The organism is Methanomethylovorans sp. PtaU1.Bin093, assembly GCF_002067275.1.
In the GTDB taxonomy this organism is placed as follows: domain Archaea; phylum Halobacteriota; class Methanosarcinia; order Methanosarcinales; family Methanosarcinaceae; genus Methanomethylovorans.
The window spans coordinates 1-14,350 of the sequence record NZ_MVQX01000070.1 but is presented as its reverse complement, the minus strand read 5'-3'; the positions used below and the strand labels follow the sequence as shown (position 1 = coordinate 14,350).

The following is a 14,350-nucleotide window of genomic DNA, read 5'->3' as shown; positions in this document are numbered from 1 at the left end:
CTTATTCTCTACTAGTGGCCACTGTATTTTTTATCTGATCCTGTTCTTCGATAGCAGTGATGGATCTATGTTTCTTTTTTTTATGTTGCATAACCAATAGTATAAAGGCAGATGCAATTCAATCATTAGTATATCCTGCTTTGTATAGAGGTGACAGAGTGAAAGAATACGATCTGATAATTGTTGGCACGGGTTCCGGAATGAACTATATCGGACCAATGATGGATGCCAACCCGGAAATTAAGGTTGCCGTCATCGATAAGGATGAACCTGGAGGTATCTGTCTCACAAGAGGCTGCATACCCTCAAAGATCCTGTTATATCCTGCTGAACTGGTAACTGAGATCCATAAAGCTCAACATTTCGGTATCGATGTTCAGATCAAAAGCATTGATTTCAGCAAGATAATGGAGCGCATGCGCACCAGGATCTCTTCTGACATAAGGTCCATAGAAGAAAATCTGCGGGCTAACCCGCGCATCGATTATTATAAAAGCACTGCCGAGTTCATCGGGCCATACACTCTGAAAGCAGGAGGAGAAGTTCTCAAAGGAAGGATTATCTTCTTATGTACAGGTTCAAGACCATCCATCCCACCTGTCAAAGGGCTTAATGATATAGATTATCTCACAAGCGATAATGTGCTTCAGATCTCTGAACTGCCAAAAAGCATGGCTATCATAGGCGGTGGTTACATTGCAGCAGAGTACGGGCACTTCTTCTCAGCAATGGGTTCAAAAGTCACTATCATTGGTCATAACCCCTATTTCCTTCCTCAGGCAGAACCCGAGATCTCAGTACTTGCAAAGCGTATGATGTCAGAACGCATGGAAATAGTTACGGATCATGAAGTATTGGAGGTCAGGCAGGTTCAGGAAGGTAAGGAGGTTCTGCTGAAGCACAGAGGAACAGGTGAACAAAAACGGATAGTTGCATCGGATATTCTTGTAGCTACAGGCAGAGGATCCAATTCAGATCTCCTCAAACCTGAAAAAGGAGGAATTGAAGTGGATAATATGGGCTGGATCAAAGTGGATGAGCATCTTGAAAGTTCCCAGAAGAATGTATGGGTAATAGGTGATGCTACAGGCAAACACCTCTTCAAACATGTGGCAAATCATGAATCCACCATAGTTTACTACAATGCGTTTCTTGGACGCAAAGCAACTGTGGATTTCCATGCTGTGCCCAGTGCTGTGTTCTCAGAACCTGAGATCGCCAGTGTGGGAATGTCAGAAAAAGAATCTGTATCCCAATATGGAGAAGACAATATACTCATCGGTTTTTACAGGTTCCAGGATACAGGCAAAGGCCTTGCTATGGACCTTGAAGATGAGTTCGTGAAAGTCATCCTTGAGAAGGGAACGGACAAGATACTCGGAGCCCATATTATCGGACCTCATGCCTCAATACTGATCCATGAGATTATCCCTGCAATGTATACTTCCGACCAGAGCGCTTTACCCATCATGTATTCTATGGACATCCATCCCTCTCTCAGTGAGGTCGTAAAAAGAGCTTTTTACTCACGGATGCCAGTAAGTGAATATCATATGATACTTAAGGCTTTGAACCTGGAATGAAATGATGTGTTTATTCTAACTTCTATCTTTTTTAAGTCAGCTACAGAACATCTAACAAATCATACTTGTTCTTTTTTTATTAATCTTTTACTTACTATCTTCTTTATATCTCCAATGCACAGTGTATTTCAAATTACCAAATCACATATATAGCAAATTTGCTTTATTCTCTCAATTACACTCATTATCTGGCATTATTTTACAAATGCGGGCATATCGTCATCTTTTTATCAAGTCCTCTCCTTTTTCTATATAGGAATGGGCTCAGTTTAGCACATAGTTCCATTCATTAAAAGGAGGTAAAAAATGCAATCTTTCATAGTTGAACATTACCTGCAAAAAGATGTAGATGTATATTGTGGCGGACCAGATACCTTTCAGGGAACAGTGGAAGCCTGCGCCGATGGTGTCCTTACCCTTAAGAAAGAAACCAGGTTCACCCACATAGCCATTGATAAGATCATTGCCATCTGGGCCAAGTAAGGATATTTCTTAGATCCTTTACATTATCCCTTTTCTTCGCGCTGAAAGGCGATATATCTTGCCGCTTTGGTTGTAGATCTCTTAACAAGAGGATCGTATAGTATCAGGCAATGTGAGATAAACCGGTAAAATGTGGATAGAAAAGGGATATTTCCCTTTTCATCGTTTTACTTTACTTTTTACCATTGATCATATCAACAGCTTGTTGAGGGATGTACACTTTGCCATCGTTGGCTTTCGGAGCATAGATGACGATCCCATCAAGTTCATGTTCATCTATATGTGTAAATATATGATACTCTGTGACATGGTATTTCCACATATTGTTGAGAAGATCATTTTCTGTTTTTGCTTATATTGCTATAATACATGCACTCTTCCCTTGAGAACAGTGGCATATCTACAGAACCTTCTATCATCCTCACAGGTGCTCCCCTTATAATTACAGCAGGTATACCCTCTCCTGCTTCTCCCATAATCAATTGTGCAGCAGATACCATATTGTCGGCAACTGCTTTACGGGTTATCTTCAGTTCCTTGCCGAATAGATCAAGTGACCCTCTTGCATCTTCTACGGGTTCCAATCCTGAAGTCCCAAGTGCTATGCCCACGCATCCAAGTCTTAAAGGCTGGGTGCGGCTATCACCTATAATGACTCCTATATGACACGAACAGGCCTTTTCAAGTCCTTCTCTTATGGAGGCTGCACTTTTTTGAGGGTCCTTTGGCAGGAGCACTACACATCCTTCAGGTGCATTCGAGCTATCTATTCCAGCATTCGGTGAAAGTGTTCCTCTTGTAATGGTCAATGCTGCTCCGGGAACGCCTCCGAATATCTCATCACATTCCTCTATTATCAGCTGCATCTCTCTGGGATCAAGCTGGTACTTTTGAGCTAGTTCACAAGCTTCTGCAGTGAGTTCAATGTCAGCTAAACGTACCACACGTCCTTCAGCGGTAGCTACGGCAGATTCTGCCAGCACGACCACATCGCCATTCTGCAATTGTGTTCCCTGTTCTTTTAGGGATTCCACAAGTATCTTAACCATATCCTCCCCAGGTCTTACGATGGGTGTCCTGATACCTAACAACTGCATTGGTTCTTTATAGCCCGAAGTTTCGTGTTCATTGCTCATTATATTGTCTTCCTGGTGTCGATCCTGACATCTTTAATATTTCTTTGCTATCTGTGTGTTGTCCAATAGGCATCAAATGTATACCTCTGCACATGTTTTTCAACTCACGGATAAGCTGAACAGCGATCTTCATCCCTTCTTGCACAGGTTCTTCTGCACTTTCCATTCTGGAGATGATCTCATCAGGAATCCTTATCCCCGGAATGCTGGTGTTCATGAACCTTGCCATCTTTGCAGATCTAAGCGGTATGACCCCCGCTATGATAGGTACATCAATATCACTTATCTTTTCCAGAAAGCATGCAAATTCTTCTGCATCATATACTGCCTGGGTCTGAATAAAGTCCAGGCCCATGCTTACCTTCTTTCGGAGCTTGATATGCTGCATGGTTTGTGTGGGATCCGTATTGGATACAGCACCCACTACAAAATCGGGAGTCTGTTCCAGGCTGTTCCCAGAAAGATCATGTCCTTCTTTCAGTTTTCTAACAACTTCCAGCAATTGTACCGAATCAAGATCAAATACAGGCTTTGCGCCAGGATGGTCCCCTTTGGTGGTATGGTCTCCTGTCATTACACATATATTCTGTATTCCTAAGGCCCATGCCCCAAGCAGGTCCGATTGCAGTGCCAGTCTGTTGCGGTCTCTGCACGTAATCTGTAAGATGATCTCATGTCCTGCATCCTTTAACAGCTTTCCAACGGCCAGAGGGCTCATGCGCATGACAGCCCGCTGGTTATCTGTCACGTTGAAAGCATCTACATGTTGCTTTAACTGTTCTGCATCTGATAGGAAAGACGAAGTTTTAACACCTTTAGGGGGTGTGATCTCCGTAGTTATTATGAATCTGTCTGATCGGAGCTTCTCGCGAAAAGTGACTGCCATCGAGCACCTATATGCGGCTTTTACTTTTAAACTCATCGAAAATGATTCGTTTTATTCACATATGCTGCAATAAGGATTTAAACTAAAGTAAATTTAGGATTCGCTAAAAGAAACCTTTGAGGGCTTAATATTCGGAAGCCCTCACATCATTGTATCTAAATTTTTCAGAGCCCTGCTCTTTCAACTATCACGTCTGCCACCTGTTTTGCACTGGTGAAAGGGAAATCGCTTGTTTTGAGCAATGTTCCTGCTTCACCTGCTGTAACCTTTACATTACCAGACTGACAGGTGGTGTCAGCACCTGCAGGAAAGGCTGCTAGCAGTTCCTCAGGTGTCTTGAGAGGGAAATTTGCGTTCTTAAGTGCTCCATTGATTTGTGCGTGTATTTCTTCTTTCACTGACATGTTTTTGTCACCACCTTCCAATACGCTAGTTATAATTATATACTTAATCGGCATTATTATGTACAAAATACGATTACTACAGAATAATGACCTTGTATCAGCACAAGTGCATGGATGGCAAGTAGCTTCAGGGAAGGTTGCTATGGAGAAGATACACAACTCACTGCGACAATGTAAGGAACTGGAAGAGCTGAAAAATGAGATCGTTTTAATGCGCAGTGATTTTAACAGATTTCTGGAAGGCTCTGGTAGGTATATTGTGGAGCAAACCACCTCACAGTTAAGAAGCAGCTTCTCTAAGGCACTTATTGATTATATCAGGAAGGATACCAATGACAGGCTGGAACAACATATGGTGCATGACTGCAAGATGTATGGAGGCTGTAGGCAGAAATTCGAGGAGCTTCTAAGTGAAACATCTTATTTGCTGAGTCAGGAAAGTGTGAGCAAGGACATAGTAGACCAATATTGGCAGAAGATTGATCAGTTACGCAAAATCACCGGCCAGCCTATGTGCGGCCAATGTTTCACGGAAGTCTCAAGGCTCTATGACAGCCAGATAGAGGCCATGCGTTCATTACAGATATACGAACGACAGAAAGGTGATCATAAATTGGAGGAAATCCCTATCGAAGTGGTGGATTCCATCTGCGAACCACTTGCCAACAAGCAGCGTCTTCTCATCCTTAAAGCCCTTGCAGGCAGCCCACGGGGTTTTTCGGAACTCTCTCAGATAACCACTTTAAGGGGTGGTAATCTGCTCTTTCATCTACAGAAATTGCTGGATTCAAAGATGATCCTTCAGCATAGTGAAAGAACCGATTACCAGATAACTCGCAAGGGTTATACTGCTCTGGAAGCTCTTTTAAGCATTTACTCCAGTCTAAAAGATGCCTGAAAAAATAAGAAAGGCAAATTCATCACAAAGGCCTGACTGTCACCAGTTCCCCTTCCTCTACAGCTGAAAGGATGCTTTCTGCAACCGTTGAATCCTCTCTTACTTTGATATCTCCATGACGACCCACGGTAGCACTGAACAGGAACTCATCCCCTGCGTAGACTTCAACATCCTGGGCTGCAAGTTCAGGGATATTAAGTATAACATGTTTTTTAGTTTTCTCGATAATGGGCCGGAACTCCTTCTTAGGAGGCTTTTGTTTTCCCTCTCCGGATTCGAACTTGCGCACATCTATGTGGATGCCCAGAATGTTCTCGATGGTATCTATCACATTCCCACCTTTTCCAATTACTCTCGGCAGGTCATTTTCAAGCACCTGTACGAAAGCCTTGTGATCTGATACCATCTCGACTTGCACTGGTCCGGTAGCATACCGTTCTATTACTTCTTTCACTTCTCCTTCTGCGAGCTTCCAGGAAGGCTTCTTAACTTCAAGGCCAACAGGCATCACCACTACCTGGTCTCCGTAGGTGTAGATCTCATACTCGGTTCTGCCACTTTCCAGATCGGTAACTATGATCACAGGCCTTGCCAGATCAGCTTCGGTCATTCCGGAAGGGACCTTCACGGTGAATTCCAGTACCTGTACTTTAGAGATCTCACCTTTGTCGATGAAGATAACCGTATCCACCACCTGGGGAATGACTCCCAGCTCCACCCGGCCAATAAGCCTCTGTATAGCGTCCACGGCTCTGTTGGCATGTACGACACCTATCATGCCCACGCCCGCCAACCTCATGTCTGCAAAGACATGAAAGTCACTGGTCTTTCTCACTTCATCATATATCGTATAGTCAGGCCTGACCAGCAGGAGGATATCCGCCGTTTTCTCCATACTTCCATCCAGAGGAGCATATTGTGTGATCTCTTTTGGCACCTGGAGATCCCGCGGAGCTTCCATGGTCTTAACTACATATCCAAGCTCATGCAAGTATACTGCAATTCCCGCAGCAAATGTGGATTTTCCGGCTCCCGGAGGGCCAGCTATGAGGATTCCCCTTTGTTCTTTAATGCGCTCTTTAAGCACTGTGCTCAGGCGGTATTTATCAAGAGACACTTTTGCTATCGGCCGGACAGCAGTGATCTCCACTTCGTCCGAGAATGGCGGATTGGCGATAGCTATTCGCATATTGCCTATCTGTAGCACTGATGCTCCATTGAAGTCCAGTTCCATGAAGGAAGCAGGATCGCTGCGCGCCCGCTCTATGAGTTCTCTTGAAATGTATTTAAGCTCTCCATAAGTACATGGTTCTTCCCGGATACATACGAACTCCACGGCAGCTACACTTCCTTTTTTAGCCATGGGGGATACCCCGTTTTTCAGATGTACTGACATAGTGTCTTCTGTGAAGAACTGTTCGATCCTAAGCGGACCATACTCAATAAAGCGAGGAACTATAAAATCAACATCTAATCCTTTTGCTATAGCAACCTGTGACTGCACTCTGTCAGCAGTCACGAACACAGCATTATTTTCCTGAGCAGTTTCTCTTATTAGTGCATCTATCTCCCCGCCGCCGGCAAGTTTCACTTCGTCAAGATTTGGCCGCCTGCCGGCAAAAACAAGCTCTATGGTCCCCTGAGTCGCAAGTTTCCGTAGCTCCTGAAGTTCTTCCAATCCTTTAAAGCCTATCTCAAGACCGCGGTTAGCCTGAGCTTCGAGTTCTGCAACCACTGCTTCAGGAACGATCACCTGAATTCCTGCATACTCGCCGCTCTTTACCCGCGAAGATATAGCACCATCAATTATAGCACTCGTATCACTGGCAATACGGGTTATGCTTTGACCCTCTCTTTTCATAAGAAGATATTACTGATCATCTCTATATAATTCAATTGCAGGCCGGCTAGTACACTTCATCCGGTTCGAACACTTTATCCCCTACTACTTCACCTTCTATTGTACGATAGAAACATGATCTGTATCCGGTGTGGCATGCTCCTCCTTCCTGCTCTATGAGCATGAGGATAGCGTCCATGTCACAGTCAATGCGCATTTCCAATACCTTTTGCAGGTGGTTTGAACTTTCCCCTTTCTTCCAGAGTTTCTGGCGGCTGCGGCTCCAGTAGTGTGCATATCCGGTTTCTATCGTCTTTTGCAGGGCTTCTTTGTTCATATAGGCGCACATAAGTACTTCTTTTGTTTCAGCATCCTGTGCGATGGCCTGGACAAGGCCATTCTCATATTTCAGGTTGTTAAGGTCGATCATTTCTTTCCACCAACTTTTTATATTAATGTCTATATAATACATCTCTAATAAGGTAGTATCTCAGTTTGCACTAACATATTTGCATCTATCGCTCATGGGTGAGAGTTAATGGATTACAGTTTTGATGGCTCCGGAGGTTATCGTGTTCCCACTGGTGTGGCGGGTCTCGATGTACAGTTAGGTGGCGGCGTTCCGCCAGGAACAACTATTCTGCTCCTTGCAGAACCTGGAGCAGGCATGGAGGTCTTTGCACATCAGTTTGCATATGGAGGACTTTTAAATCATGAAAATGTCTTTTATTTTTCATCTGAACATCCTATATCAGATGTAATGTCAGGTATGGATTATTTTAACTGGGATGTAAGAAAACATCTGGAAGAAGAGAAATTCGATTTCATAGATGCTTATTCCCCACGTTTTTACAATGTACTTCCAAAACAGCTGGTCTCTGATGTATCAGCAAAGGATTTTCTCAAAAGGGGGACTGATTCGCTTAACCTGCTCAAGGGCACAGCGACTGAGGCCCGTACCAATAAATACAGGGGCGTAGTAGATTCCATCTCTTATTTCCTGCGTTCCTATGAGCTCAATAACGTATTAAATGTCATAGAGATCATATCCTCTATGGGTAAGGCAACTGGTGCTGTCCATCTGCTTCTGATGACAAGCGGTATGCATGAACCTATAGTCGAGAACAATATGAAGCACATATGTGATGGCGTCATAGAGTTCAGGATGAAAGAGCGTGGAAGCGAAGTGGAACATTCCATCCTCCTTCGAAAAATGCGAGGTATGATCGTACCCAACAGGACCATTTCTTATGTTATCACCAATAAAGGTGTGGAACTTGAAACAACAACAAGGGTACTGTGACGTGCAGTGCCCATAGAAACATATTTTAGTACATCTGTCCTTATTCCAATGATAAATTATGAAGCAAGAGCTTTTGCGTATCTTGAGGGATGTTTTCAGATCAGCGGGTTACAGCGTTAATGAGTCTTCCAGATATGATCTCGTTGCCGAGAAAGACGGTTATAGGACTGTGATCAAATTCGGCTCAGATCCGGACATGTCTGATCTTAAATTCTTTGCTGACCAGGTGCTGGAAGGTATCGGCCTTTATGTTTCTACTACGGATGTAGATCCGGATGTCAAACTCTATGGAGAAGACCTTGGGCTTATAATCTGGAATAGGGATGAAGTAGCTATGCACATTGGAAGGGCCGTGCTTGCAGATATTGAAGGAACTGCAAGTGGGCTTGAACTTGTAAGGGCGCCATCTGCATATTCTAATGCTCATTGTTGTTTAAGTGAAACATCTGAAACTCGTTCCTTATCTGAAGTTTTCAGGGGAACAGTTATGTCAGCCAGGGAAAGTGCAGCTCCTTCTCATCATTCTGCAATATCTTCATCTTCCTTGGCTCAAGTTGTCGTTCCTGAACATGCTATTGATCCCGTGCATCTGGAACTTCAGGCTGCTCCTCTGAAGCTTACCCGGGACCGGGCTGCTGCACTGGGTAAACCACATGTGCAAACTGTGCAGGCTGTCGTCCTTAAACTCGTTCCTTTCTGGAGATATTCTTATTCTCTTAAGGTCGAAAAGAAATATAGGTCCAAGATCATCGATATTTCAGGTGAGGGCGTGGGTTATCTCAATGCATTGAACGGCAACATCAGCAACATTGCCATCACTGAGGTTAGCAATGTACTGGGACTTCCTGATAACGACTACGAGCTTAAGGGTCAGATCATAACCCATACCCAGGCCAAGGATTCAATTCTCAATATGCTGATAGATGAGCATACAAAAGACCTTCGTTTTGATGATACTAAGGGTGAAGCCATTATCTCGGAGCACAAAAGGTTCAAGCCTGCTGTCGAAGATATTAATCTGATGGTAGACATGGTCTATGTGCCCATATGGGAGGTCAAAGGCCCCCGGAACTCCGTGGAACTGAATGCACATACCGGCGAAGTGCTCACTCATCCTGTAGATGATGATGTGGAATTTATGTAGTCGAAAATGTTCGTAATCATACGAATAGCCTTTTATACCAAAACTACATATAAAGGTATAACTGTTTAGTCCCTAGGTACTGATAGTAATTAGATCAATGAAGAGTGAAAGACATGGTAGAGATAACAGTAAAGGCGGCATCAGAGATCAAGTCACTGCTTGAATCTGAGAATAAGACAGACCATGCCCTTAGAGTGTTCGTTGCAGGCATGAGCTGCTGTGGTGTGCAATACGGTATGTCCCTTGATAATGAATTTGGGGAAGATGATGTTACTGTGGACAGTCAGGGTATCAAGATAGTTCTGAACAAGAACGATGCAGATGGACTATCCGGAGCAACTATAGATTTCGTTGATGGCCCAAACGGCAGCGGATTTATCATTGACAATCCAAAGACAGCTGGCGGCTGCGGTCCATGTGGCGGTGGATGCCACTAATTTCTTTCTATTTTGATCATTAATGAGGTTTATTGAGGTGGTCACATGTTTCCGGGCGTAGGCGGTAGAGGGATGAACCCTGCCAAAATGAAGCAGATGATGAAGCAGATGGGGATCAGCATCGATGAGATACCCAATGTAGAGCAGGTGATCATCCGGACACCGGATGTGGATATCGTTTTCAATGATGCCAATGTTACAGTTATGAATGCTCAGGGAGCCGATACCTACCAGGTTGTAGGCACGCCGGAAAAAGTACCACGTAAGCTGGAGATCCCGGATGATGATGTGAGGCTTGTGGCCGAACAGACAGGGGTTTCTGAAGCAGAGGCAAGGAAGGCATTAGAACAGGCTAATGGCGACCTCGCAGAAGCTATTTTGGCTCTTTCTTCCTGATCTCTTTTTATCCTCTATTCGGCCTTTATGTAGAGAATTTCGATAAACCTCTTTTTTAATCGATTTACACTATTTTTTATCACGCAAGGACTCCGAGGCGCAAAGAAGCAAATAACAAGCTTTGTGTCCTTGTGTTAAAAATGATTTTTTTGATCGGTTATTATATACGCTACATAAGACGCTTTTCAAATACCGGGGTTTTTCGAAACCCTCTGTATTTTTTTTGTTTTTCCATTTTATCCGGTCCTTTTCATTTATGCATGCGGCCACAACAGATTTATACTATTCTTCAGTTCATACATGATTAATTATGATGGATGCCTGGCACACTCTTCCTACCAGCTTATCCTCAAAGCTTCATATTATGTTAAAGTCACGTGGATTTTAAGTGCAAGATGGAATGGTATCCCTGCTTGCGGTTGCAATGAATAGATAAGACACATTGAACCAGGTGAATTCATGACGGAAAAATTCGATGTCAAACTGGAAGGTAAAACCTTTTTCCCTGACCCATCTCTCAGGGAGAACGTGAGGATGGGAGATTATGAGCTGGCTTACAATGAGTTCCTGAAAGATCCGGAAGCCTATTGGGGAAAGGTAGCGGAAGAACTTACGTGGATCAACAAATGGGATAAGGTCTGTGAGTGGGAACACCCCTATGCACGCTGGTTCGTAAACTCAAAGCTCAACATCACCCAGAACTGTCTTGATCGTCATGTGCACAACGGTAAGAAGAACAAGGTGGCTATTATCTGGGTGGGTGATGGCGGAGAGGAAAGAGTCCTCACTTACCGGCAATTGTACCGTGAGGTCATGAGGTTTGCCAATGGCCTGAAGTCCCTGGGTGTGAAAAAAGGCGATGCCGTATGTATATATATGCCTCTGGTGCCAGAGCAGATCATAGTGGCTCTGGCCTGTGCCCGCATAGGCGCGATACACAGCATCGTGTTCGCAGGTTTCGGAACACAGGCCCTCAATTCCCGTATAAGGGATTCCAATGCAAAGATCGTTGTAACGGCTGACGCTACCATCCGGCGCGGAAAGCGCGTGGAACTGAAAGCCATAGTCGATGAGGCCGTGGTGAATGCTCCCAGTGTGGAAAAAATCGTAGTGCTGCGCAGGATGCAACCTCCTATGGAGCTGTACTCCGAAATAGAGGTGGATTACCATGACGTGCTTAAGGACGTATCAGAGTGCGAAGCTGAGGTAATGGATGCAGAAGACCCGCTGTTCATTTTATACACCAGCGGTACTACAGGTCCTGCAAAGGGTATTGTACATACGTGTGCGGGTTACATGGTAGGCGCATATTACACCACTCAGAACGTGTTCGATCTGAGGGATAACGATGTTTTCTGGTGTACGGCTGACCCAGGGTGGATCACCGGGCACAGTTACATCATATATGGTCCGCTGCTGGCAGGCGGTACTATCCTGATAACGGAATCAACTCCGGATCATCCGGACCCTGGGGTATGGTGGAACATCATCGATGATTTCGATGTGACAATATTCTATACGGCACCCACGGCTATCAGAATGTTCATGCGTATGGGTGAGGACTGGCCTAGGAAATACGATCTTAGCTCGATTCGGATACTGGGCTCTGTGGGCGAGCCTCTCAACCCGGAAGCATTTGAATGGTATTACCGTGTCATCGGCAAGGAGCGCTGTCCCATAGTGGACACCTGGTGGCAGACAGAAACAGGTATGCATATGATCACCACTCTGGCCGGACAGCCCATGAAGCCGGGTTTTGTGGGAAAGCCTCTGCCGGGTGTGGTTGCCGATGTGGTGGATAAGAATGGAGAGCCTGTTCCTCCGGGGAAGGGCGGTTTCCTTGTTATAAAAGAGCCCTGGCCTTCCATGATGAGGACTGTGCGTAACAACGATGAGCGCTACCGGCAGTACTGGAGCACTATCGGTAAATACTATACGGCAGGGGACCTGGCAGTAAAGGACGATGACGGTTACATCATGATCCTGGGTCGGTCCGATGATGTGCTCATAGTTGCAGGCCATAACATCGGAAGCGCTGAAGTGGAAAGTGCCCTTGTGTCCAATGAGGCTGTGGCAGAAGCCGCTGTCATCGGCAAGCCGGATCCTCTTAAAGGTGAGATCATAAAAGCTTTTGTCATCCTGAGAAAAGATCATTCTCCCAGCGATAAGCTGAAGTCGGAGCTCATCTACCATGTAAGGATGAGTATTGGTCCCATTGCCATGCCTTCAGAGATCGAGTTCGTGGACTCACTTCCGAAGACCCGCAGTGGTAAGATCATGAGGCGTGTGCTTCGGGCCAAGGAGCTTGGCATGGATCCCGGAGACGTTTCCACGCTTGAGGAGTAAAATAAACTCCTCTTTTCCTCACTGGAGAAAAAGATATCTTCACCCAGTATATCCCAATTCTCTGGCCTTGTCATAGTACATCCTGGCATCCTCGGTCCTGCCAATCTCCTCAAAGAGGCAACCTTTGATGTACCAGGCCCGGGCATCCTGAGGATTAAGTCTGATGGCTTTTTCCAATGCCTGCATGGCTTCGTTGAACCTTCCCAATATAATGAGGGAAGCAGCTTTTCCATCCCAGGCATCCAGATATTCGGGATCAAGTTCTATGGCTTTATCATAGGCTTGTACCGCTTCCTCATCCCTCTCCAGGTCACCGAGTGCCTGACCTTTGCCATACCATGCATATGATCTCTGTGGGATAAGTTCAACGGCTTTCTCTGGGTCAAGTTCAACAGCTATATCCAATGCCTGTATCGCCCCGTCATATTCTCCCAGGTGATCAAGTGCAAGACCTTTGTTAGCCCAGGTGTTCGGATTGTTCGGATCCAGCTCTGTGGCTTTATCTAGCACCTGTATCGCTTCTTCATACCTGCCCAACCCGCAAAGTGCAGCACCTTTATCGTTCCAGGCCGCAGAACTCTGCGGATCAAGTTTAATGGCTTTATCAAAGGCTTGAACTGCTTCTTCAAATCTTCCCAGGTGGAGTAGTTCAAGACCATTTGTATACCATTTCTGAGCATCTTCACGGCTATTGGTGTCTTTTTTCTTCAGAACATCGAACAATCCCATACTAACGATCTCCTATATGTAAAATAAGCTTTCACCGAAAATAAACATGCTCTTCAGATCGGCACTTTTGGGATCGTAGTAATATCATGCCGGAAGTAACTGCAAGTTTCGGATCAAAGAGGTTCTGATCAAAGTGCCTTGAAGCGGATCTTTACAAAAATGACGGGAAGGCACATTCATCGCTTCAATTTCTTCGCTGCATCTATCAAAGACCTGAATTGCTTCAATTTGCCCTTCATGCTCATAATAAGCAGGATCCCTTTTATTCCAAGCTTTAGCTTCCCGGATACTGCGATAACCAATATGTTCAGGATCATCTCTCTTTTAGTCCACACAATGCTCCTCTCCTCACTTCAAAATAAGCTTTTGTGGATAAACTACTTATGATGCCGACAGTTTCCACTTTATTTAAATGGATTTCCTCGATCAAAAATAATGGTACATTCCACTGTTCTGCAAAGCTTGGCAGTGAGAAGGAGATGATACAGCACCGTATCCACGCAACGGATGCTGAGATAGACAGGCTCGTGTATGAGCTATACGGGCTGACAGAAGAAGAGATCGCTATTGTGGAGGGGAAGTCTGGTTAAAGAAGGCTGTAGCGTTGTCGTGAGGCTGTTTAGTTGTTGGGTTTATATAGTGCTTGTCATTTGATTGACAAGTAATTTATATACTACTGGTCATTTGCTTGACAAGCATTACATGACCATTCCTGTCACTTTGTTTTTGTTGCTGATATTATAGAACTCTGATCATTTGCTTCAA

General features: G+C 44.7%; 17 protein-coding genes. 9 read left to right on the top strand and 8 right to left on the bottom strand.

Annotation, left to right across the window (positions count from 1 at the left end; translation table 11 throughout):
• The first annotated feature begins 158 nt into the window (after nt 1–158).
• A complete protein-coding gene (locus A4E24_RS08115) occupies nt 159–1,583 on the top strand; it encodes a dihydrolipoyl dehydrogenase (protein ID WP_292352781.1) in 1,425 nt (474 codons plus the stop codon).
• A 306-nt stretch (nt 1,584–1,889) separates the two neighbouring features.
• On the top strand, nt 1,890–2,066 hold the full coding sequence (locus A4E24_RS08110; RefSeq protein ID WP_292352780.1) for an MM0924 family protein: 177 nt from the start codon (nt 1,890–1,892) through the stop codon (nt 2,064–2,066).
• Nucleotides 2,067–2,238: 172 nt separating this feature from the next.
• Here A4E24_RS08110 and A4E24_RS08105 read toward each other — a convergent pair whose 3' ends face one another.
• The 4 genes from A4E24_RS08105 to A4E24_RS08090 all read right to left on the bottom strand — a co-directional run bounded on the left by A4E24_RS08105 (nt 2,239) and on the right by A4E24_RS08090 (nt 4,492).
• Complete coding sequence (locus A4E24_RS08105; protein ID WP_292352779.1) at nt 2,239–2,388, bottom strand: hypothetical protein; 150 nt, start codon at nt 2,386–2,388, stop codon at nt 2,239–2,241.
• Between the two features lie 13 nt (nt 2,389–2,401).
• The gene (gene cofE, locus A4E24_RS08100; RefSeq protein WP_292352778.1) at nt 2,402–3,202 is read right to left on the bottom strand and encodes a coenzyme F420-0:L-glutamate ligase; all 801 of its coding nucleotides are present in this window, start codon (nt 3,200–3,202) and stop codon (nt 2,402–2,404) included.
• On the bottom strand, nt 3,192–4,088 hold the full coding sequence (locus A4E24_RS08095) for a methylenetetrahydrofolate reductase (RefSeq protein ID WP_292352777.1): 897 nt from the start codon (nt 4,086–4,088) through the stop codon (nt 3,192–3,194). The genes cofE and A4E24_RS08095 overlap by 11 nt, the downstream gene beginning before the upstream one ends.
• 164 nt (nt 4,089–4,252) lie before the next feature.
• Entirely contained in the window at nt 4,253–4,492 is a 240-nt protein-coding gene (locus A4E24_RS08090) for an MTH865 family protein (RefSeq protein WP_292352776.1), read from the bottom strand.
• A gap of 58 nt (nt 4,493–4,550) precedes the next feature.
• On the opposite strand from A4E24_RS08090, the gene A4E24_RS08085 reads away from it, so the two are divergent.
• The gene (locus A4E24_RS08085) at nt 4,551–5,390 is read left to right on the top strand and encodes a winged helix-turn-helix domain-containing protein (protein WP_292352775.1); all 840 of its coding nucleotides are present in this window, start codon (nt 4,551–4,553) and stop codon (nt 5,388–5,390) included.
• 22 nt (nt 5,391–5,412) lie between these two features.
• Here the strand turns inward: A4E24_RS08085 and A4E24_RS08080 are convergent, their stop codons facing one another.
• Nucleotides 5,413–7,251 carry a PINc/VapC family ATPase gene (locus tag A4E24_RS08080; protein WP_292352774.1) on the bottom strand — a complete coding sequence of 613 codons (1,839 nt, stop codon included), beginning with the start codon at nt 7,249–7,251 and terminating at the stop codon, nt 5,413–5,415.
• Between the two features lie 46 nt (nt 7,252–7,297).
• Complete coding sequence (hisI, locus tag A4E24_RS08075; RefSeq protein ID WP_292352773.1) at nt 7,298–7,660, bottom strand: phosphoribosyl-AMP cyclohydrolase; 363 nt, start codon at nt 7,658–7,660, stop codon at nt 7,298–7,300.
• A gap of 108 nt (nt 7,661–7,768) precedes the next feature.
• Between hisI and A4E24_RS08070 the strand changes: the two genes are divergently transcribed.
• The 5 genes from A4E24_RS08070 to acs all read left to right on the top strand — a co-directional run bounded on the left by A4E24_RS08070 (nt 7,769) and on the right by acs (nt 12,856).
• Nucleotides 7,769–8,533, top strand: coding sequence for an ATPase domain-containing protein (locus A4E24_RS08070; protein ID WP_292352772.1), 765 nt, complete (start codon nt 7,769–7,771; stop codon nt 8,531–8,533).
• A gap of 58 nt (nt 8,534–8,591) precedes the next feature.
• Nucleotides 8,592–9,677, top strand: coding sequence for a hypothetical protein (locus A4E24_RS08065; RefSeq protein WP_292352771.1), 1,086 nt, complete (start codon nt 8,592–8,594; stop codon nt 9,675–9,677).
• A gap of 113 nt (nt 9,678–9,790) precedes the next feature.
• Entirely contained in the window at nt 9,791–10,114 is a 324-nt protein-coding gene (locus A4E24_RS08060) for an iron-sulfur cluster assembly accessory protein (protein WP_292352770.1), read from the top strand.
• 45 nt (nt 10,115–10,159) lie between these two features.
• Complete coding sequence (locus tag A4E24_RS08055) at nt 10,160–10,510, top strand: nascent polypeptide-associated complex protein (RefSeq protein ID WP_292352769.1); 351 nt, start codon at nt 10,160–10,162, stop codon at nt 10,508–10,510.
• A 459-nt stretch (nt 10,511–10,969) separates the two neighbouring features.
• Nucleotides 10,970–12,856: an acetate--CoA ligase gene (acs, locus tag A4E24_RS08050; protein ID WP_292352768.1), complete on the top strand. Its 1,887-nt coding sequence runs from the start codon at nt 10,970–10,972 to the stop codon at nt 12,854–12,856.
• A 39-nt stretch (nt 12,857–12,895) separates the two neighbouring features.
• Here the strand turns inward: acs and A4E24_RS08045 are convergent, their stop codons facing one another.
• Both A4E24_RS08045 and A4E24_RS08040 read right to left on the bottom strand, forming a co-directional pair.
• Nucleotides 12,896–13,585, bottom strand: coding sequence for a tetratricopeptide repeat protein (locus tag A4E24_RS08045; RefSeq protein ID WP_292352767.1), 690 nt, complete (start codon nt 13,583–13,585; stop codon nt 12,896–12,898).
• A 176-nt stretch (nt 13,586–13,761) separates the two neighbouring features.
• Nucleotides 13,762–13,920, bottom strand: a complete 159-nt coding sequence (locus A4E24_RS08040; RefSeq protein WP_292352766.1) for a hypothetical protein — start codon at nt 13,918–13,920, stop codon at nt 13,762–13,764.
• A gap of 48 nt (nt 13,921–13,968) precedes the next feature.
• On the opposite strand from A4E24_RS08040, the gene A4E24_RS08035 reads away from it, so the two are divergent.
• Nucleotides 13,969–14,175 carry a hypothetical protein gene (locus tag A4E24_RS08035; RefSeq protein WP_292352765.1) on the top strand — a complete coding sequence of 69 codons (207 nt, stop codon included), beginning with the start codon at nt 13,969–13,971 and terminating at the stop codon, nt 14,173–14,175.
• Nucleotides 14,176–14,350: the final 175 nt, after the last annotated feature.